15 protein-coding genes and 1 tRNA gene are annotated in these 16,489 nt (G+C 47.0%); 1 reads left to right on the plus strand and 15 read right to left on the minus strand.

All coding sequences use genetic code 11. The features are described 5' to 3' along the window. Window positions 1-25: 25 nt before the first annotated feature. The 12 genes from AWU77_RS20485 to ftsH all read right to left on the minus strand — a co-directional run bounded on the left by AWU77_RS20485 (window position 26) and on the right by ftsH (window position 10,587). Window positions 26-175: a hypothetical protein gene (locus AWU77_RS20485; protein WP_193747525.1), complete on the minus strand. Its 150-nt coding sequence runs from the start codon at window positions 173-175 to the stop codon at window positions 26-28. A gap of 434 nt (window positions 176-609) precedes the next feature. Beyond that, window positions 610-1,176, minus strand: a complete 567-nt coding sequence (locus tag AWU77_RS10765; RefSeq protein ID WP_062063199.1) for a hypothetical protein — start codon at window positions 1,174-1,176, stop codon at window positions 610-612. 195 nt (window positions 1,177-1,371) lie between these two features. Further along, window positions 1,372-1,848 (minus strand): inovirus-type Gp2 protein, encoded by a 477-nt coding sequence (locus AWU77_RS10775; RefSeq protein WP_193747526.1) that lies wholly within the window; start codon window positions 1,846-1,848, stop codon window positions 1,372-1,374. A 394-nt stretch (window positions 1,849-2,242) separates the two neighbouring features. Then, window positions 2,243-2,506: an AlpA family transcriptional regulator gene (locus AWU77_RS10780; protein ID WP_062063205.1), complete on the minus strand. Its 264-nt coding sequence runs from the start codon at window positions 2,504-2,506 to the stop codon at window positions 2,243-2,245. A 129-nt stretch (window positions 2,507-2,635) separates the two neighbouring features. Continuing rightward, window positions 2,636-3,367, minus strand: coding sequence for a hypothetical protein (locus AWU77_RS10785; RefSeq protein ID WP_062063207.1), 732 nt, complete (start codon window positions 3,365-3,367; stop codon window positions 2,636-2,638). Between the two features lie 89 nt (window positions 3,368-3,456). Further along, the gene (locus AWU77_RS10790) at window positions 3,457-4,662 is read right to left on the minus strand and encodes a site-specific integrase (protein WP_062063209.1); all 1,206 of its coding nucleotides are present in this window, start codon (window positions 4,660-4,662) and stop codon (window positions 3,457-3,459) included. 155 nt (window positions 4,663-4,817) lie between these two features. Next, a tRNA-Leu gene (locus tag AWU77_RS10795) sits at window positions 4,818-4,902 on the minus strand. Window positions 4,903-4,915: 13 nt separating this feature from the next. Further along, window positions 4,916-5,329 (minus strand): preprotein translocase subunit SecG, encoded by a 414-nt coding sequence (gene secG, locus AWU77_RS10800; RefSeq protein ID WP_062063211.1) that lies wholly within the window; start codon window positions 5,327-5,329, stop codon window positions 4,916-4,918. Window positions 5,330-5,371: 42 nt separating this feature from the next. After that, window positions 5,372-6,097, minus strand: a complete 726-nt coding sequence (tpiA, locus tag AWU77_RS10805; protein ID WP_375600840.1) for a triose-phosphate isomerase — start codon at window positions 6,095-6,097, stop codon at window positions 5,372-5,374. Between the two features lie 254 nt (window positions 6,098-6,351). Next, window positions 6,352-7,689, minus strand: a complete 1,338-nt coding sequence (glmM, locus tag AWU77_RS10810) for a phosphoglucosamine mutase (protein WP_062063213.1) — start codon at window positions 7,687-7,689, stop codon at window positions 6,352-6,354. A gap of 34 nt (window positions 7,690-7,723) precedes the next feature. Next, window positions 7,724-8,578: a dihydropteroate synthase gene (gene folP / locus AWU77_RS10815; protein WP_062063215.1), complete on the minus strand. Its 855-nt coding sequence runs from the start codon at window positions 8,576-8,578 to the stop codon at window positions 7,724-7,726. A 101-nt stretch (window positions 8,579-8,679) separates the two neighbouring features. Next, a complete protein-coding gene (ftsH, locus tag AWU77_RS10820) occupies window positions 8,680-10,587 on the minus strand; it encodes an ATP-dependent zinc metalloprotease FtsH (RefSeq protein ID WP_062063216.1) in 1,908 nt (635 codons plus the stop codon). 399 nt (window positions 10,588-10,986) lie between these two features. Between ftsH and AWU77_RS10825 the strand changes: the two genes are divergently transcribed. Next, window positions 10,987-11,289, plus strand: coding sequence for a YhbY family RNA-binding protein (locus AWU77_RS10825; RefSeq protein ID WP_062063218.1), 303 nt, complete (start codon window positions 10,987-10,989; stop codon window positions 11,287-11,289). Window positions 11,290-11,370: 81 nt separating this feature from the next. Here AWU77_RS10825 and greA read toward each other — a convergent pair whose 3' ends face one another. Genes greA through carA form a run of 3 tightly spaced genes read right to left on the minus strand, consistent with a single transcriptional unit; the run spans window position 11,371 to window position 16,250 of the window. Further along, window positions 11,371-11,850, minus strand: a complete 480-nt coding sequence (gene greA / locus AWU77_RS10830) for a transcription elongation factor GreA (RefSeq protein ID WP_062063220.1) — start codon at window positions 11,848-11,850, stop codon at window positions 11,371-11,373. A gap of 9 nt (window positions 11,851-11,859) precedes the next feature. Further along, complete coding sequence (gene carB, locus AWU77_RS10835; RefSeq protein WP_062063222.1) at window positions 11,860-15,081, minus strand: carbamoyl-phosphate synthase large subunit; 3,222 nt, start codon at window positions 15,079-15,081, stop codon at window positions 11,860-11,862. 11 nt (window positions 15,082-15,092) lie between these two features. Further along, window positions 15,093-16,250 carry a glutamine-hydrolyzing carbamoyl-phosphate synthase small subunit gene (carA, locus tag AWU77_RS10840; protein WP_062063572.1) on the minus strand — a complete coding sequence of 386 codons (1,158 nt, stop codon included), beginning with the start codon at window positions 16,248-16,250 and terminating at the stop codon, window positions 15,093-15,095. Window positions 16,251-16,489: the final 239 nt, after the last annotated feature.

The raw sequence follows: 16,489 nt of genomic DNA on the forward strand, positions 1-16,489 counted from the left end.
AGGTGTCCGATATTCGCGGTAGGGATCAGGGGACACCTGAATACAGCTCCTCCAATCTTTGTGCTGCGCGCTGTAATTTCTGTTGCCACTCCAAGCGATCCCTTGCTCTTTCTTCTGGTGTCATAGACTGTTCTAGCTCTTTTATAAGCTTATGGAAATCAGCTAAACCGTTCATCACTTAATACCTTATCGATTGCTACGCAAATCAAATTCATGGTGATCGGGAAGGGTAAGCTCTCTCCCCCCCCGTGCAAATTCTGCACCCCCTACCCGCCTGGATCATTTGCACAAATAATCACCACTTAATGCAAGAGTCAACCATTCGGACCCCATTGTTCAGCCATCATTTGTGAAGCTTGGAAAGGTTTAGGGTGAAACAGCCGAGAAAATCTGTCGTCCCCCGTGCAAATTTTGCCCCCCCTCCCACAAACTTTTGTTTAAAAATGCGGCGTCAACTACAAAATCATATGAGCAGCGATATTTGTGACAATTTGAGGATTTCAAAATTACAACCGAGTTTCACCGAGTTTTTCAACCAAACGATAGTCCAAAGACGACTAATACCGCATCTCGGCTGAACTTGCACGACTCACTCTAACCATTTTTATTCTACCTCTCAGCTAAATTGGTTTTTCTTGGTCCACCCTCTCCACGATTAGTCAATCCCAGTTCGAGCGCTAGTTCTACTAGCGGTGCAAGTTGGGTGTCCGCGACAAAGCTTTCAGAGCATTGATGTAATTTTGCATGCGCTTTTATCGCCTCGATGGTTTCCGCACGTAGATAGCAGGTAAATTTAGACTTCGCCACTTTGCGTCCTTTCTCGAATGGGGTGTACCCCTTGTCTGTTGAGATACATTTTTCACAAAGACATTTTTTGGTATCACCTAGTGGGCCAACATCAAATTCAGCATGCATACAATTCATACATTGCATATATGGATGATTCACCGATGAAACAGTCTTTCTTTGCAATTTACGGTAGAGAGGGGTACTACAGTGCCTACACAAATCTTTGGTCTTTATAGATTTAATTTTGGCCTTTAACAACTTGTGTATTTTTATTTTGAAATGCTTAAGGATATCTTTCAATTTTTTACCAGATTCACACTGAAGAAAAAACTCCTCCATCTGCTCATCAGTTAAATCAGCAAGCTCTTCTATTTCATATTTATTCATAAATAACCTATAAATTGATAATTTTTGGTAACCCAACTAATCATTAATAAAATTGTCAATAGCCGTAGAAATAAGTAATTAGTTTTATAATGATAAAAACCTTTATAAACGTATACGGCTATAAATAAACGGCTAAAGATATTAATTAACACTAAAATTTTTTTAAATATATTAAAAATCGGAATAGATAGATTTTTATGCAAATGCGATTCTACTAGTTCCGTAATTTTTTCTCGTCGCGCCACCGCTATCTTTACCTCGCCCTTTTGCAAAATAAGAAACCCTCAAAACTACCAATTGCACCGCATTGAAATCATCACGTTTGATCCGATAATAACAATTACGGGGAATCCAGGCCGTACCATCCATGAACTCCCAGACCTCTTTAACCATTTCCAGCAGGTAGTGTGGATGCTGTACCTTGCTGCCATCCAAAAGAATCGCAAAATGATAGTGGGGATTATCCGACTGTTCTTGCTCCCTAACCCATAGGTAGCCAATTCGTTTTACCTTGTAACCTGTCTCGATGCGACCAAACAATTGCCGGATAAAAACCGAAATGCGTTTGTTATTCAATGGGTTTCCTTGTTGGTGTAAATCAAAGCGTAGCAAAAACACTTTATGATGATGAGAGAGCATGGCCAAGACCTGCCCAATCATTTGCTTAACCATCTTCGTATAAAAGCCACATTTTTTTGAATAGATACGCCATGTTGCCCCATGACAAGTGCAAATTTTGGAGTAACTGATATAGGACATAATAAATACATAGATTTGAGGGATATATTATTAATATACCCAGTTTAAAATTAGTATCTGTGGATAACTTAAACCCGCATTTCATAAGCTTATCGCGCAGTTTGATTTAAAGAATATGGGGTAAAAAATCGCAAATCGTGTTCAATGACATCCAAGACACTATTTAAGCCATTGATCCAACTGATAATTCAGCGCTGATTCGCGATATTTTTTCCCTACTTTTCTGCACTATCAAAAACCACCAAAATGCGCAGTAACGATACAAGTTGTCGGCTATTTGTCGTTGCGCACCAAGATGTAAAAACAATTACATAAGTGCACTTTTTCGCTGATCAATTAATCGACTTACAAGCTCACGCAACTCATCACCACTACATCCGGCAATCATCGCACCGAGAATTGCATCGGTTTCATGCGCGAGCCAACCCACAGCTCTTGCACCTAGCGCGATTGGAGGAACAAAAAGATTTTGCTTAATTCGCAAATGGAGGGTGGAGCGCGAAAAGCCAGTTTTAGCCAAGACTTCTGGTTTGCGCTCGATACGATAGAGGGGAGGATTTAATTGTTTCATAAGATTTCATTACCTTTAAATACGTGCAATAGCACAGGAGCAGAAATCTTATTGCGGAAATGATTTACTCTTGGAAAATGTCAAAAACTACTTTGACATGTCAAACTATTTTTCATCAACCCTATTGACTTAACGATCAAAATTAAAACTTCGTTGTATTTTTCCAAGTACGTGCCCCAATCGGGATAATCCAAAACCATTGTCTACACCACCCTGCATTGCGAATCGCTGTATTAGCAGAGTTTTTATAGCACTGATATTGGGAGTACCACCACGCTTTAAATTCCTTTGTTTGCTCGATAGCAAGTCCATAGTGACAAACAAATACAAAGCCAATTGATGGGTGGATGGAATTTCGTCAATAGCGCTGGAGTCACGAAACTCGATAATTGCCTTGTTCAAATCTGAACTGACTGGCCCCCAATCTACATGCTGAACCACGGTCACACTGGCTAAGCTTTGTTCAAACTCATTGCGAATACTCTCGACGCTGAATTTTCCGCCAGCAGCCGGTGAATTACTTTTCTCAAGGTATATAGCGAGCATGCACCCAAGCACTTTCTGTAAGCTCTCAGATCTCATGTTGAGCGATATTTGCAAATGCCGCTGATTACCTGGCTCGATGGTGCGCTGAAGATATTTAATGTTGTTGCGCAATAATTTTAGATTTGCTTCATCTTCGGCGGAAAGTGAACCGCTCTTCAAACCCAAATCTTTTACCGTTCTTTTTGCCGAGAACAGTTCATAGAACAGGTCGAACTCGCTCAAGCCTTCTACTTTGCCATCTACGATACGCTTTAGTTCATCCTTATTTTGGGGAAAAGGAAAATCCGCCAACATTTTTAATTGTTGGTCATACATAAAATTCAGCTCGATGTTGAGAAAAACGAAACTCGAAAATAAATACCCTACAGCCTGTATCTATTTTCGAGGGTGTACGCAGGTAGAATTTAATTACCATTTTTTAGCTGATCTAAGTAATCAGCCCAAGACTGCATCATTTGCTTACGCTCAGGCAGATACTTGGTGCGGTTGTAAGCGCGCCCATTAGCATCTTTTACAGCGTGAGCTAGCTGCTGTTCGATAAAATCCACTCGGAAACCAAGAGTTTCATCCAGCAAGGTGCGAGCCGTCGCCCTAAAGCCGTGAGGAGTGACTTGCTCGCTGCTGTAACCCATAGTGCGAATCGCTGATAACACACCATTTTCTGACAGCGGCTTTCCTCCGCGCCTCCCACTGGGAAACACATACTGCCCAGTTCCTGTGACCAGTCGCAGTTCGCGCAAAATGTCCAAAGCTTGTCTTGGAAGCGGCACTACATGTGGCTGCCGCATTTTCATCTTCTCAGCCGGTATTTCCCATACTTCTTGATCCCAGTCGATCTCGCTCCATTCCATGTGACGCATTTCGCCGGGGCGCTGAAATAACATAGGCGTTAATACCAAAGCAGCCTTCACCTCTGGGGAACCTTGATAGCTGTCAGCTCCTTTCAAAAAAGTCGCCAACTCAGATGGGTTAATAATTGCTGCTCTGTTTTTAGGCTTAGCGATAATCAGTGCGCCAGTAAGATCTTGCGAAATATCGCGCTCCGCTCGCCCTGTGGAAACGGCAAAACGCAGGACTTGGCTAGCTACTCGCTTAGCCCGATTGGCAGTTTCGTGCGCGCCAGCCTTTTCGATTAGACGCAAAGCCGAAAGCAGCTGGACAGGTTTGATTTCGGATATAGGTAGGTTACCAATGACAGGATTGAGCTTGTCTCGCAGAATCCATTCAATTTTATCAATAGTGACTTTGGCAGCCCCCTCCTGAGTTCGTTTATCAATAAACTCGTCTCCAACTCCCGAGAAGGTATTGGCCTGTGAAAACTGCTTTGCCAGCTTTATCTGCTTTTTTACCAAACCAGGGTCTTTGTCCTCTGCCAGCTGAAGCTTAGCATCGCGCATCTTTTCTCTCGCTTGCGCGATACTCACAACAGGATAGACCCCAAGCGCGAGCTTCTTTTCTTTGCCAGCAAACCGATACTTCAATCGCCAGTACTTCGCACCAGTCGCAGTTACCTCCAAGTACAAGCCTCCCCCATCAGATAGCTTGTATGTTTTATCGAGAGGCTTTGCCTTTTTTACCGCAGTGTCGGTCAGTTTATTTACTACAGCCATGATGCCCCCATACCTCTTTTTAATGCCCCCTTTTGTGCCCCCAATTGGGGGTAGCTTCTATTGGTTTTTATAGGATGATATAGGAACTCCAGAAAGCAAAAAGCCCCGATTTACGGGGCTTTAGGGATGTTTTGGGAAGTCATCAAACTTTCTTTTGGTGCCCTGGGCCGGACTCGAACCGGCACAGCATTCGCCACTACGACCTCAACATAGCGTGTCTACCAATTCCACCACCGGGGCATTAAACTCTAGATTACTCTTTCTTTTCTTCTGGTTGCGCGGCTACATCGTCAGCAGCTGGAGCAACTTGCGATTCTACAGCAGGAACATCCGATACAGTAGCGGCTGGCACTTCACTCGCAGGAACGTCAGAAGCTGAGGGAACTTCTTGTTGCTGCGCAGCTGGGATAACCAAACCTTGTGTTGCTACTTTAGAATGATTTTTTGCAATAATCGCCAAACCAAAACTAGTGCAAAAAAATACGGTGGCGATTATCCAGGTTGCACGAGTAAAAAAGTTACCGCTACCTTCACTACCGAATACAGTTTGCGAAGCGCCAGCACCGAAAGATGCACCAGCTGCTGCGCCTTTACCTTGTTGCAATAAAATCAAACCGATAATGACTAATGCAGCAAGCGAATGAACAATAAGTACTAATTTTTCCATTACGAACTTCTCTATTAAGCGCTTAGTGCTTGGCTGGTGAAATTAATCTGCAGCCTTACAGATTGCTAAAAACTCGTCAGCGTCTAAAGATGCACCGCCGAGTAAGGCACCGTCTATATCAGGCAATGCAAATAACTGCTGTGCATTGTGCGCCTTAACGCTACCACCGTATAAAATTCTCACTTCGCTAGCCAATTCTTCTAGCTGTGCACGCATGAAACGATGCACCTCTTCTGCCTGTTCTGGCGTGGCTGTCTTACCTGTACCCACTGCCCATACAGGCTCATAAGCAAGCACTGCATGTTTAAATACTGCTTTGCCTGTATATGCAAAAACGGCACTGAGCTGTCGACTAATCGTTTCTAAATGGCGCCCCTGCTCACGGTCCTGCAAGGATTCACCTACACAAAGTATCGGAATCAAACCAGCTCTCTGCACAGCGGCAAATTGGTGAGCAACTTGCTCATCCGTCTCGCTCCGCATTCGGCGGCGCTCATTGTGACCAATTATTACAAATTTGCAATCCAAATCTGCAAGCATTGATCCAGAAACTTCACCTGTGTAAGCACCGCTATCATGCTCACTAACAGTTTGTGCGCCCAATAATATTGTCGAACCAGACAACACGCTATTGGCGTGCATCAAATATGGAAAGGGCGGACAAATAACAACTTCAGCACTGTGCTCACCTTGCCAACCAGCCACTACCTTGGCCAACAACTCTGCATTTTCACGCAGATTTCCATTCATTTTCCAGTTGCCAACCACCAGTTGGCGACGCTTGGCGTTACTTGCTTTGTTCAACAGCAATACCTCCCCCAAAGCGGGCGCCAATGTTAGCTAAGATGATTTCAACATACAACCGAATCTTCGCTTACACCCTGATTTTTATCTGTTTTTTTGTGCGCTCACCGATATTTCTGCACAAGTCACGCACTACCTGAATACAAAACATGCACCTCGACCAGTTTTCAAACGCGGATCTTAATTGTATTTTTAACTGATAGACATGCCTTGTGGCATTAGGCAAGCGCGGCTTCTACAGTTGCCGCCAACTCCTGGGCGAGCTCTTTAACTTGATTCTTATCTTCCCCCTCAACCATAACCCTTACAACAGGTTCAGTGCCTGATGGCCGCAAAAGCACCCGCCCTGTTCCCGCAAGCTTGTCCTCTGTTAGTTTTACTGCCTTTTGCACAACATCGTTACTGCTTAAATCTACACGCTTGGCCATGTGCACATTGATCATGACCTGAGGCAACTTATTCATCGCTTTCTTAATGCGATGCAATGAGTCCCCCATAGTAGTAACAGCCAATAAAACTTGAAGTGCAGAGATAATGCCGTCACCTGTAGTAGTTACATTGCTGCAAACAATATGGCCTGAGTTTTCACCACCCAAACGCCAACCGTTACTGCGCATCATTTCGATCACATAGCGATCACCCACTTTGGCGCGCGCAAAAGGAACATTCAGTTTTTTAAGACCCAATTCAAAACCAAAGTTACTCATTAAGGTGCCGACAACACCATCACAACCGCCTGCATATTCCTGTTGATAAGCGGCGATAATGTAAAGCAATTCATCGCCATCAACTAATTCACCCTTGTGATCCACAAATACGACACGATCGCCGTCGCCATCAAATGCGATGCCAATATCCGCACCTAATTCCACTACTTTTTCTTGCAGCGCTTCCGGTTTGGTTGAACCGCAACTGCGATTAATATTGGTGCCATTGGGCTCAACAAACAGCGAAGTAACATGTGCGCCCAACTCGGTAAATACATCGGGGGCGATGTTATAGGTCGCACCATTAGCGCAATCCAAAACGATATGCATGCCCTTGAGGTTAAACCCCCAAGGCATTGTCCCTTTACAGAATTCGATATAACGTCCCGACGCATCGGCAATCCGGCGCGCCTTGCCCAGTTTTTCGCCGGTAAACATAGGTTTTTCCAGCTGCGCTTCGATTAGTGTTTCCAACTCATCAGGAAGTTTGCTGCCGTTACCACCGAAAAATTTAATGCCGTTGTCGACATAACTATTATGCGACGCGCTGATGACTATACCTGCCTGTGCCTTGAAGGTACGGGTGAGATAAGCGACACCAGGCGTAGGCATTGGGCCCAACAAACCAACATCAACACCCGCATTAATCAACCCGGCCTGCAAGGCAGACTCAAACATATAGCCCGAAATACGCGTATCTTTGCCGATCAGAATCATATTTTGGCCATCAAAACGATCCTTGAGCACGCAGCCTGCAGCCCAACCTAACTTGAGCATAAAATCCGGGGTGATTGGCGCTTCACCGACCAAACCACGAATACCATCAGTACCAAAATACTTGCGCGACATAATGTCTTACTCCGCTAACAATAATTACGCTGGGCTATTCAGCCACAGCGGCGAGAACTTTTAATACATCGACCGTGGCAGCAACATCATGCACACGAATAATGGCAGCACCGCGCTGCGCTGCAAGCAACGCTAGCGCCAAACTACCCGGCAAACGCTCATCGACCGCGCGATCAAGCAACTGCGCCACCATCGACTTGCGCGACAGACCGACCAATAAGGGGCACCCTAACTCACCCAACTCCGGCAAGCGCCGCAAAAGCGCGAGATTATGCGCGAGTGTCTTACCAAAGCCAAATCCGGGATCAAGAAGAATTCGCTCCAAAGGAATAGCATGCGCATGGCAATCAGCGATGCGCGCGCGCAAAAAAATACTCACTTCTGCGATGACATCATCGTAGTGAGGGTTTTGTTGCATGTTATCTGGCTGCCCCTGCATATGCATAAGGCAAACAGGCAAACCCGTGGCAGCAGCAGCGGCCAGCGCGCCCTCTCGTTGCAATGCTCGCACATCATTAATAAGACTCGCGCCCGCTTTAGCCGACTCAGTGATCACAATCGCAGTGCTTGTATCAACTGAAACCAAAGCACCAAGCCTATCAACCAGCGCGGATACCACGGGAACCACGCGATCCAACTCTTCTTGCTCGGACACAGCGACCGCACCAGGGCGGGTCGACTCGCCCCCCACATCAATGATCTTCGCTCCTTCATCCAACATCTGCTCAGCACGGCGAACAACAAGGTCTAACGAGAGCGTATTACCCGAGTAATAACTGCCGCCATCTGAAAAGGAATCGGGCGTGGCATTCAGAATTCCCATCACCACCGGGCGAGAAATATCCAGTAGATGCTGGCCGCAATTAAGTGAGGATGGAGGAAATTGCATATATACCCTGAGCGTTTCGAATGCTTTTTTAAAACCTTGCGAGGAATAAAACAACAACCCCGAGCAAGCTCGGGGTTGTTGTTGATATTTAACGCAAATACTTAATGAGTATTTGCTGGTCCGCCAATAGGACCCGCTGGGTTTTCACCCGGAACATCTTTATCGCGCAGATGACTATTGAAGTCATCATCATTCCACTCACGCGGCGGGCGCACTTTGCGGCGAGCCATTAAGTCAGCTACTTGATCAGAGTCGATAGTTTCATATTCCATCAACGCATCTTTCATAGCCTCAAGGATATCGCGGTTATCTTCCAGGATTTTTGTTGCACGCGCATAACATTCATTAATAATACGGCGAACTTCTTCGTCGATTTGCTTGGATGTCTCACCAGAATATTGCTGCGTTGCCATGCCAGGATAAGCGCCCTCTTCTTCACCATAGTGAAGTGGGCCCAACTTAGCCGACAAACCCCATTTAGTCACCATATTGCGCGCCAAGCTTGTTGCGCGCTCAATATCGTTAGAAGCGCCAGTGGTAACGCCATCCAAGCCCAGTGTCATCTCTTCCGCGATTCGACCACCAAAAAGACTGCACAAGCTGGATTCTAGGGCGCGTTTGCTGTAGCTGTACTTATCCTCTTCAGGTAAATAGTGCGTTACACCCAAAGCCCGGCCACGGGGAATAATCGAGACTTTATGCACGGGATCATGCTCTGGCACCATACAGCCTATAATGGCGTGACCAGCTTCATGGTAAGCAGTATTTTCTTTCTCTTTTTCGCTCATCACCATAGATTTGCGCTCGGCGCCCATCATGATTTTATCGCGCGCTTTTTCAAAATCTTCCATGGTGACTAAACGCTTATTGCCGCGCGCAGCCATCAACGCCGCTTCGTTGACGAGGTTTGCCAATTCAGCACCAGAAAAACCTGGTGTTCCCCGAGCAATAACCGACGCACTAACACGCTCATCGATAGGCACTTTGCGCATGTGAACTTTAAGGATTTGCTCGCGACCACGAATGTCGGGCAAACCAACATAAACCTGACGGTCAAAACGACCCGGGCGCAGCAAGGCCTTGTCCAATACATCAGCGCGGTTAGTTGCTGCGATAATAATGACGCCATCATTGCCCTCAAAACCATCCATCTCAACCAGTAATTGGTTCAGGGTTTGCTCGCGCTCGTCGTGACCACCACCATGACCGCCCCCGCGATGACGACCGACAGCATCGATCTCATCGATAAAAATAATGCACGGTGCCTGCTTTTTAGCCTGTTCAAACATGTCGCGCACACGGCTTGCGCCAACACCGACAAACATTTCAACAAAATCAGAACCGGAAATAGAAAAGAAAGGCACCTTAGCTTCACCCGCAATTGCTTTTGCCAGCAAGGTTTTACCGGTACCCGGAGGGCCAACCATTAATACGCCACGAGGGATTTGTCCACCCAAACGCTGAAACTTAGTCGGGTCGCGCAGGTACTGCACCAACTCTTGCACTTCTTCTTTGGCTTCATCGACACCAGCCACATCGGCAAAGGTGGTTTTGATTTGGTCTTCACCAAGCAGGCGCGCTTTGCTTTTACCAAAGCTCATGGGACCACCCTTACCACCTGCACCGCCCTGCATCTGACGCATAAAGAACCAGAATACGGCAATAATGATCAAGATCGGGAAGCTGGCCACCAGTAGCTGATTAAGTAAGCTTGGCTGTTCAATTTCGCGCCCTTTAATCACCACATTGTGGTTATAAAGATCGTCAATTAACTTTGGGTCTTGAACCTGTGGGCGAATAGTCTTGAAGGTAGAGTTGTCTCTGTTAACACCCTCAATAACCAAACCATCGATAGTCACTTCCTGCACTCGATCATCGCGCACACTGGAAATAAAATCGGAATAATTGAGCGTGTTGCTAGCCGACTGCTTGTTAAAGCCCTCAAAAACACTGAAGAGGACAACGGCAATGACCAGCCAGAGCACGAGATTCTTGGTTATATCGTTCAAGGAAAATTCCTCACAGTTACATCAAATTGTTAATGGCCAGCAACTAAAATGCCCGATCTATACACAGGGAAAGGCAGATACTTACACATTCGTCAGCTTATATCGTCGATTTTTTCACAGCTTAACGCCCCATAACACCCAATCGAACCTTATAGGCGACCATTTATCATCTCGGTATACGAACGCTCAGGATACCTTAGACTAGCGGCCAGACAAAACTATCTATGCCGTTCATTTGGGGGCTCAGTGCACATATTGCAAGTGCAGACAGGTAAAACCGCCCCGAATAGACAATAAAATCAAGCGATACGGGGCCCAGTTTGTGGCAAATCCAAACCTCGACACACAGAATGGAGTAGAATGCCGGCCATTATTTCTTCCATTCGTTAAGGTAAGTTTATGCCGATTAACCCAGAGCGTAAAAAACAATTTCGTACCATAGGCCACAAGCTTAATCCCATCGTCACTATTGCAGGCAATGGTTTGAGCGATGGCGTTCTTGCTGAACTCAATCGCGCACTGGACGACCATGAGCTGATCAAGGTGAAACTGGCTATTGCCGAGCGCGAAGAGCGCAAAGAAGTTGTCGCAGAGCTTGTTGCACTGCCCAATGTTGAACTGATTCAGGAAATTGGCAAAATAGTTTTACTCTATCGTCACAATAAAAGAGCCAACCCAAAACTGTCTAATATCCAGCGTTAATCGATACATCTCATTTAAGCGCCCATAAAAAAACCGCCGTGTTCAATGGCGGTTTTTTATGGGAGATGCTCACTACATCGACTAGATATGTTCAACCTTGTCGATTTCGTAATCCACATCGCCGCCAGGTGCTCTAACCACAACCACATCCCCCTCTTCTTTACCCACCAACGCACGCGCGATAGGTGAGTTCACCGAGATCTTATTGGCTTTCACATCAGCCTCATCGTCACCCACAATTTGATAGGTAACAGATTGATCGGTATCCAAGTTGATGATGGTAACAGTAGTGCCGAAAATCACTTTGCCAGTATGAGGAATCTTGGTCACATCAATGATTTGCGCATTGCTGAGTTTGCCCTCGATTTCCTGAATGCGACCTTCACAGAAACTCTGCTGCTCGCGCGCAGCAGAGTATTCGGCGTTTTCTTTCAAATCGCCATGGGCACGCGCCTCGGCAATCGCGTTGACGATGCGCGGGCGCTGTACTTTTTTCAGGTCTTCCAATTCCAGCGCTAATTTTTCAGCGCCTTGATTTGTCATGGGGAACTTAGTACTCATGGACAATCCTTATTTATTCAGTCGCAGATGTAAATCCTGCAAGCGGCGAACTTCAATATGTTGACCCTGTTTCAGCGCCATACAAACTGCCTGACTGGCAGCCAGTGTGGTGTTGTAATAAACACGGTGATTTTCGGCACTGCGGCGAATCGATGATGAATCACGCGTAGCCTGACGCCCCTCTACAGTATTAAGGATCAAATCGATCTCATCGTTCTTGATCATATCCACAATATGCGGGCGACCTTCTTGAACCTTGTTGACAACTTGCACACTCAAGCCAGCAGATTCCAATACTGCAGCAGTGCCGCGTGTTGCTACCAATTTAAAGCCGAGTTCGGCAAGATCTTTACCAACACCCACAATGCCATCTTTATCCATATCGCGCACACTCAGGAACGCGGTACCGGTTTCAGGAATGCGGTTGCTAGCACCCAGCTGTGATTTGCCATAGGCCTCACCAAAGGTATCGCCCACACCCATCACTTCACCGGTCGATTTCATTTCTGGCCCGAGGATAGGATCAACTGCCGGGAATTTATTGAACGGGAATACCGCCTCTTTCACACTGAAATAGGTTGGGATAATTTCTTTGGTGAAGCCCTGCTGCGCCAATGACATGCCCGCCTGACAGCGCGCAGCCACTTTTGCCAAAGAAACACCAATACACTTGGAAACAAACGGAACAGTGCGCGATGCACGCGGGTTCACTTCAATAACGTAAATCTTGCCATCTTGATAGGCGAGCTGGGTATTCATCAAACCGATCACACCCAATTCGATTGCCATTTGTTTAACTTGCTCGCGCATGGCATCTTGCACATCTGCTGGCAGCGAGTAAGGCGGCAGTGAACAAGCTGAGTCACCTGAGTGCACACCACACTGTTCAATATGCTGCATGATGCCACCGATCACTACTTGCTGACCGTCAGACACAGAATCAATATCAACTTCAATCGCGTTATTGAGGAAGTGATCGAGCAATACCGGCGCATCTTCCGATACTTGTACTGCGGTGCGCATGTAGGTGCGCAACTCTTCTTCTTTATAAACGATTTCCATCGCACGGCCACCCAATACATAGGACGGGCGAACCACTAATGGATAGCCAACTTTGTCAGCGGCGAGCAATGCCTCTTCAAGTGAGCGCACAATCGCGTTAGGCGGCTGCAACAGACCCAATTTGTGGATCATTTGTTGGAAACGCTCACGGTCTTCGGCTTTGTCGATTGCATCCGGGCTGGTACCAATAATTGGTACACCTTCGGCTTCCAGCGCGCGCGCCAACTTCAGCGGCGTCTGGCCACCGAACTGCACAATCACACCAACCGGTTTTTCTTTGTGGACAATTTCCAATACATCTTCAAGTGTTACTGGCTCAAAGAACAAACGATCAGAAGTGTCGTAGTCGGTTGAAACGGTTTCAGGGTTACAGTTAACCATAATGGTTTCGTAACCGTCTTCACGCATCGCCAGTGCCGCGTGTACACAGCAGTAATCGAATTCGATACCCTGACCGATACGGTTTGGACCACCACCAATAACCAAAATCTTTTTCTTATCGCTTGGATTCGCTTCGCACTCTTCTTCGTAAGTCGAATACATGTACGCAGTCGAGGTAGCAAATTCCGCGGCACAAGTATCCACACGCTTATAGACCGGACGAATACTTAAACCTTGACGATAGTGACGCACTTCTTTTTCGGTTGCACCGAGCAAGAGCGCTAAACGCTTATCGGAAAAACCTTTGCGCTTGAGCTGGAATAATTTGTCTGCATCCAAATCAGTTAATGATTTACCGCGCAGCGACAATTCCAAATCAATCAGTTCTTTAACTTGCACCAAGAACCAAGGATCAATTTTTGAGAGATTAAAGGCGTCGTTAACGCTCATGCCCATACGGAACGCATCGCCGACATACCAGATACGCTCAGCGCCAGCGGTAGTCAATTCGCGGCGAACTTTTGCAGCGCCCTCTTCGGTGGTGTAGTCCACTTTGGATTCAAAACCGGCAGAGCCAACTTCCAAACCGCGCAGCGCTTTTTGCAAGGATTCCTGGAAGGTGCGACCGATTGCCATCACCTCGCCTACAGACTTCATTTGTGTGGTTAAACGCGCATCGGCATCGCCGAATTTTTCAAAGGTGAAGCGCGGTACTTTTGTTACCACGTAATCGATTGATGGTTCAAACGAAGCAGGCGTTGCACCGCCGGTAATTTCGTTTTGCAATTCGTCGAGGGTATAACCCACTGCCAATTTCGCGGCGATTTTTGCAATCGGGAAACCGGTAGCTTTTGAAGCCAGTGCAGATGAACGCGATACACGCGGGTTCATCTCAATCACCACCATACGGCCATCAACCGGGTTCACCGCAAATTGCACGTTAGAACCGCCAGTTTCCACGCCGATTTCACGCAATACCGCAATCGATGCATTACGCATGATTTGGTATTCCTTGTCGGTCAGGGTTTGCGCTGGCGCAACAGTAATCGAGTCGCCGGTGTGAACGCCCATAGGATCAAAGTTTTCAATCGAACAAACGATGATGCAGTTGTCGTTTTTGTCGCGCACCACTTCCATCTCGTACTCTTTCCAGCCGAGCAGAGATTCATCGATCAATAATTCATTGGTGGGCGAAAGATCCAAACCGCGGGTACAGATTTCTTCAAACTCGTCCCAGTTGTAAGCGATACCACCACCAGAACCACCCATGGTAAACGACGGGCGGATAATACAAGGGAAGCCAAACTCTTTTGGTGCTTCTTTGGCTTCTTCCAAGCTATGAACGATTTTTGCGCGGGCGCAGGAGAGGCCGATACGCTTCATCGCCTGATCAAACAGGTTGCGATCTTCCGCCATGTTGATGGCTTCTTCTTTCGCGCCGATCAACTCCACATTGTATTTTTCCAGCACGCCGTTTTTGGCCAGTGCCAAGGCGCAGTTCAATGCGGTTTGCCCACCCATGGTTGGCAGGATTACATCGGGGCGCTCTTTTTCGATGATCTTGGCAACGGTTTGCCATTCAATCGGTTCGATATAGGTTGCATCCGCCATGGCCGGGTCGGTCATGATGGTAGCTGGGTTAGAGTTAACCAGAATGACGCGGTAACCCTCTTCACGCAGGGCCTTACAGGCTTGGGCGCCAGAGTAGTCAAACTCACAGGCCTGACCGATTACAATCGGGCCAGCGCCGAGAATCAAAATACTGTTTATGTCTGTACGTTTTGGCATGTCGGCTCCGATTAAGACTTGCGGGCTTGCATCAATTCAATAAAGTGGTCAAACAGGATGTCGGCCTCATGTGGACCAGGGCTCGCTTCGGGGTGCCCCTGGAAGCTGAACGCAGGTTTATCTGTGCGGTGAATACCCTGCAGAGAACCATCAAACAGCGACTTGTGGGTCGCTTTAAGATTGGAGGGCAAACTGCTTTCCTCAACCGCAAACCCGTGGTTCTGCGCGGTGATCATTACCCGCTTGGTGGCCAGATCCTGTACCGGATGGTTGCCGCCGTGATGGCCAAATTTCATCTTGATAGTCTTGGCACCCGAGGCGAGCGCCAAGAGTTGGTGACCAAGGCAAATACCAAATACCGGAATCTCGGTTTCCAAAATGGTTTTAATCGCTTCGATGGCATAGGTACAAGGCTCAGGATCGCCAGGGCCATTGGAGAGGAAAACACCGTCTGGATTCATTGCCAATACATCGGCTGCGGGCGTTTTTGCGGGCACGACGATTAGCTCGCAATCGCGATCAGCCAGCATGCGCAAAATATTGCGTTTAACACCGTAGTCGTAGGCCACGACTTTGAATTTTTTCGCACCGGTTAAGGTCTTGTGACCTTCACCTAGCGCCCAAGTACTTTCATTCCACTGATAGGATTCACTCACAGTGACTTCTTTGGCGAGGTCCAGACCTTTCAATCCGCCAAAGGCTTTAGCAGCAGCAAGCGCCTTGGCTTCATCTATGTTATCGCCGGCCATCAGGCAGCCATTTTGAGCGCCTTTATCGCGCAGGATTCGAGTCAAGCGGCGGGTATCTATATCGGCAATGCCAATCACATTGCGCGCTTTAAGGTAATCCGAAAGGCTTTCTTGATTGCGGAAACTGCTCGCCAACAGCGGAAGATCGCGAATCACCAACCCGGTTGCCCAGATTCGCTCGCATTCTTCGTCTTCGCTATTAGTACCGGTATTACCGATGTGAGGATAAGTGAGGGTAACAATTTGCTGAGCGTAGGATGGATCGGTAAGGATTTCCTGATAACCGGTGATTGCGGTATTAAATACCACCTCACCTACCGATAAACCTTCAGCACCAATTGCGGTACCACGGAAAACACTACCGTCGGCAAGAACCAAAATGGCCTTCTTCGGGGCAGGAAGGGATTCCTGAGTAGTCAAAACAACCTCCTGAGCTGGTTGGGTTTTGGCTTGGAGAACACCGGCAGTCACAAACCCTGCGGGATACCCTTAAAGCAAGCTAATAAATCGTTGTAGGTTCGTCATCCAAATCGCACAGACGTTCAGTTTTTTCAGGCTCAAAAAAACGGTCGCATTGACACTTAAAAAGTGGACAGCGCGATAAGTTATTGAGTACAAAGGCAAAATTGATCTGACTGTAAAACGTTTGGTTGTAAAAA

The sequence above is a fragment of the Cellvibrio sp. OA-2007 genome, from assembly GCF_000953825.1.
Lineage (GTDB): Bacteria > Pseudomonadota > Gammaproteobacteria > Pseudomonadales > Cellvibrionaceae > Cellvibrio.

Coding starts and splice junctions, on each gene's coding strand:
- AWU77_RS20485 (WP_193747525.1), bottom strand. CDS start 175: ATGAACGGTTTAGCTGATTTCCATAAGCTTATAAAAGAGCTAGAACAG.
- AWU77_RS10765 (WP_062063199.1), bottom strand. CDS start 1,176: ATGAATAAATATGAAATAGAAGAGCTTGCTGATTTAACTGATGAGCAG.
- AWU77_RS10775 (WP_193747526.1), bottom strand. CDS start 1,848: ATGGTTAAGCAAATGATTGGGCAGGTCTTGGCCATGCTCTCTCATCAT.
- AWU77_RS10780 (WP_062063205.1), bottom strand. CDS start 2,506: ATGAAACAATTAAATCCTCCCCTCTATCGTATCGAGCGCAAACCAGAA.
- AWU77_RS10785 (WP_062063207.1), bottom strand. CDS start 3,367: ATGTATGACCAACAATTAAAAATGTTGGCGGATTTTCCTTTTCCCCAA.
- AWU77_RS10790 (WP_062063209.1), bottom strand. CDS start 4,662: ATGGCTGTAGTAAATAAACTGACCGACACTGCGGTAAAAAAGGCAAAG.
- secG (WP_062063211.1), bottom strand. CDS start 5,329: ATGGAAAAATTAGTACTTATTGTTCATTCGCTTGCTGCATTAGTCATT.
- glmM (WP_062063213.1), bottom strand. CDS start 7,689: ATGTCGCGCAAGTATTTTGGTACTGATGGTATTCGTGGTTTGGTCGGT.
- folP (WP_062063215.1), bottom strand. CDS start 8,578: ATGCAATTTCCTCCATCCTCACTTAATTGCGGCCAGCATCTACTGGAT.
- AWU77_RS10825 (WP_062063218.1), top strand. CDS start 10,987: ATGCCGATTAACCCAGAGCGTAAAAAACAATTTCGTACCATAGGCCAC.
- greA (WP_062063220.1), bottom strand. CDS start 11,850: ATGAGTACTAAGTTCCCCATGACAAATCAAGGCGCTGAAAAATTAGCG.
- carB (WP_062063222.1), bottom strand. CDS start 15,081: ATGCCAAAACGTACAGACATAAACAGTATTTTGATTCTCGGCGCTGGC.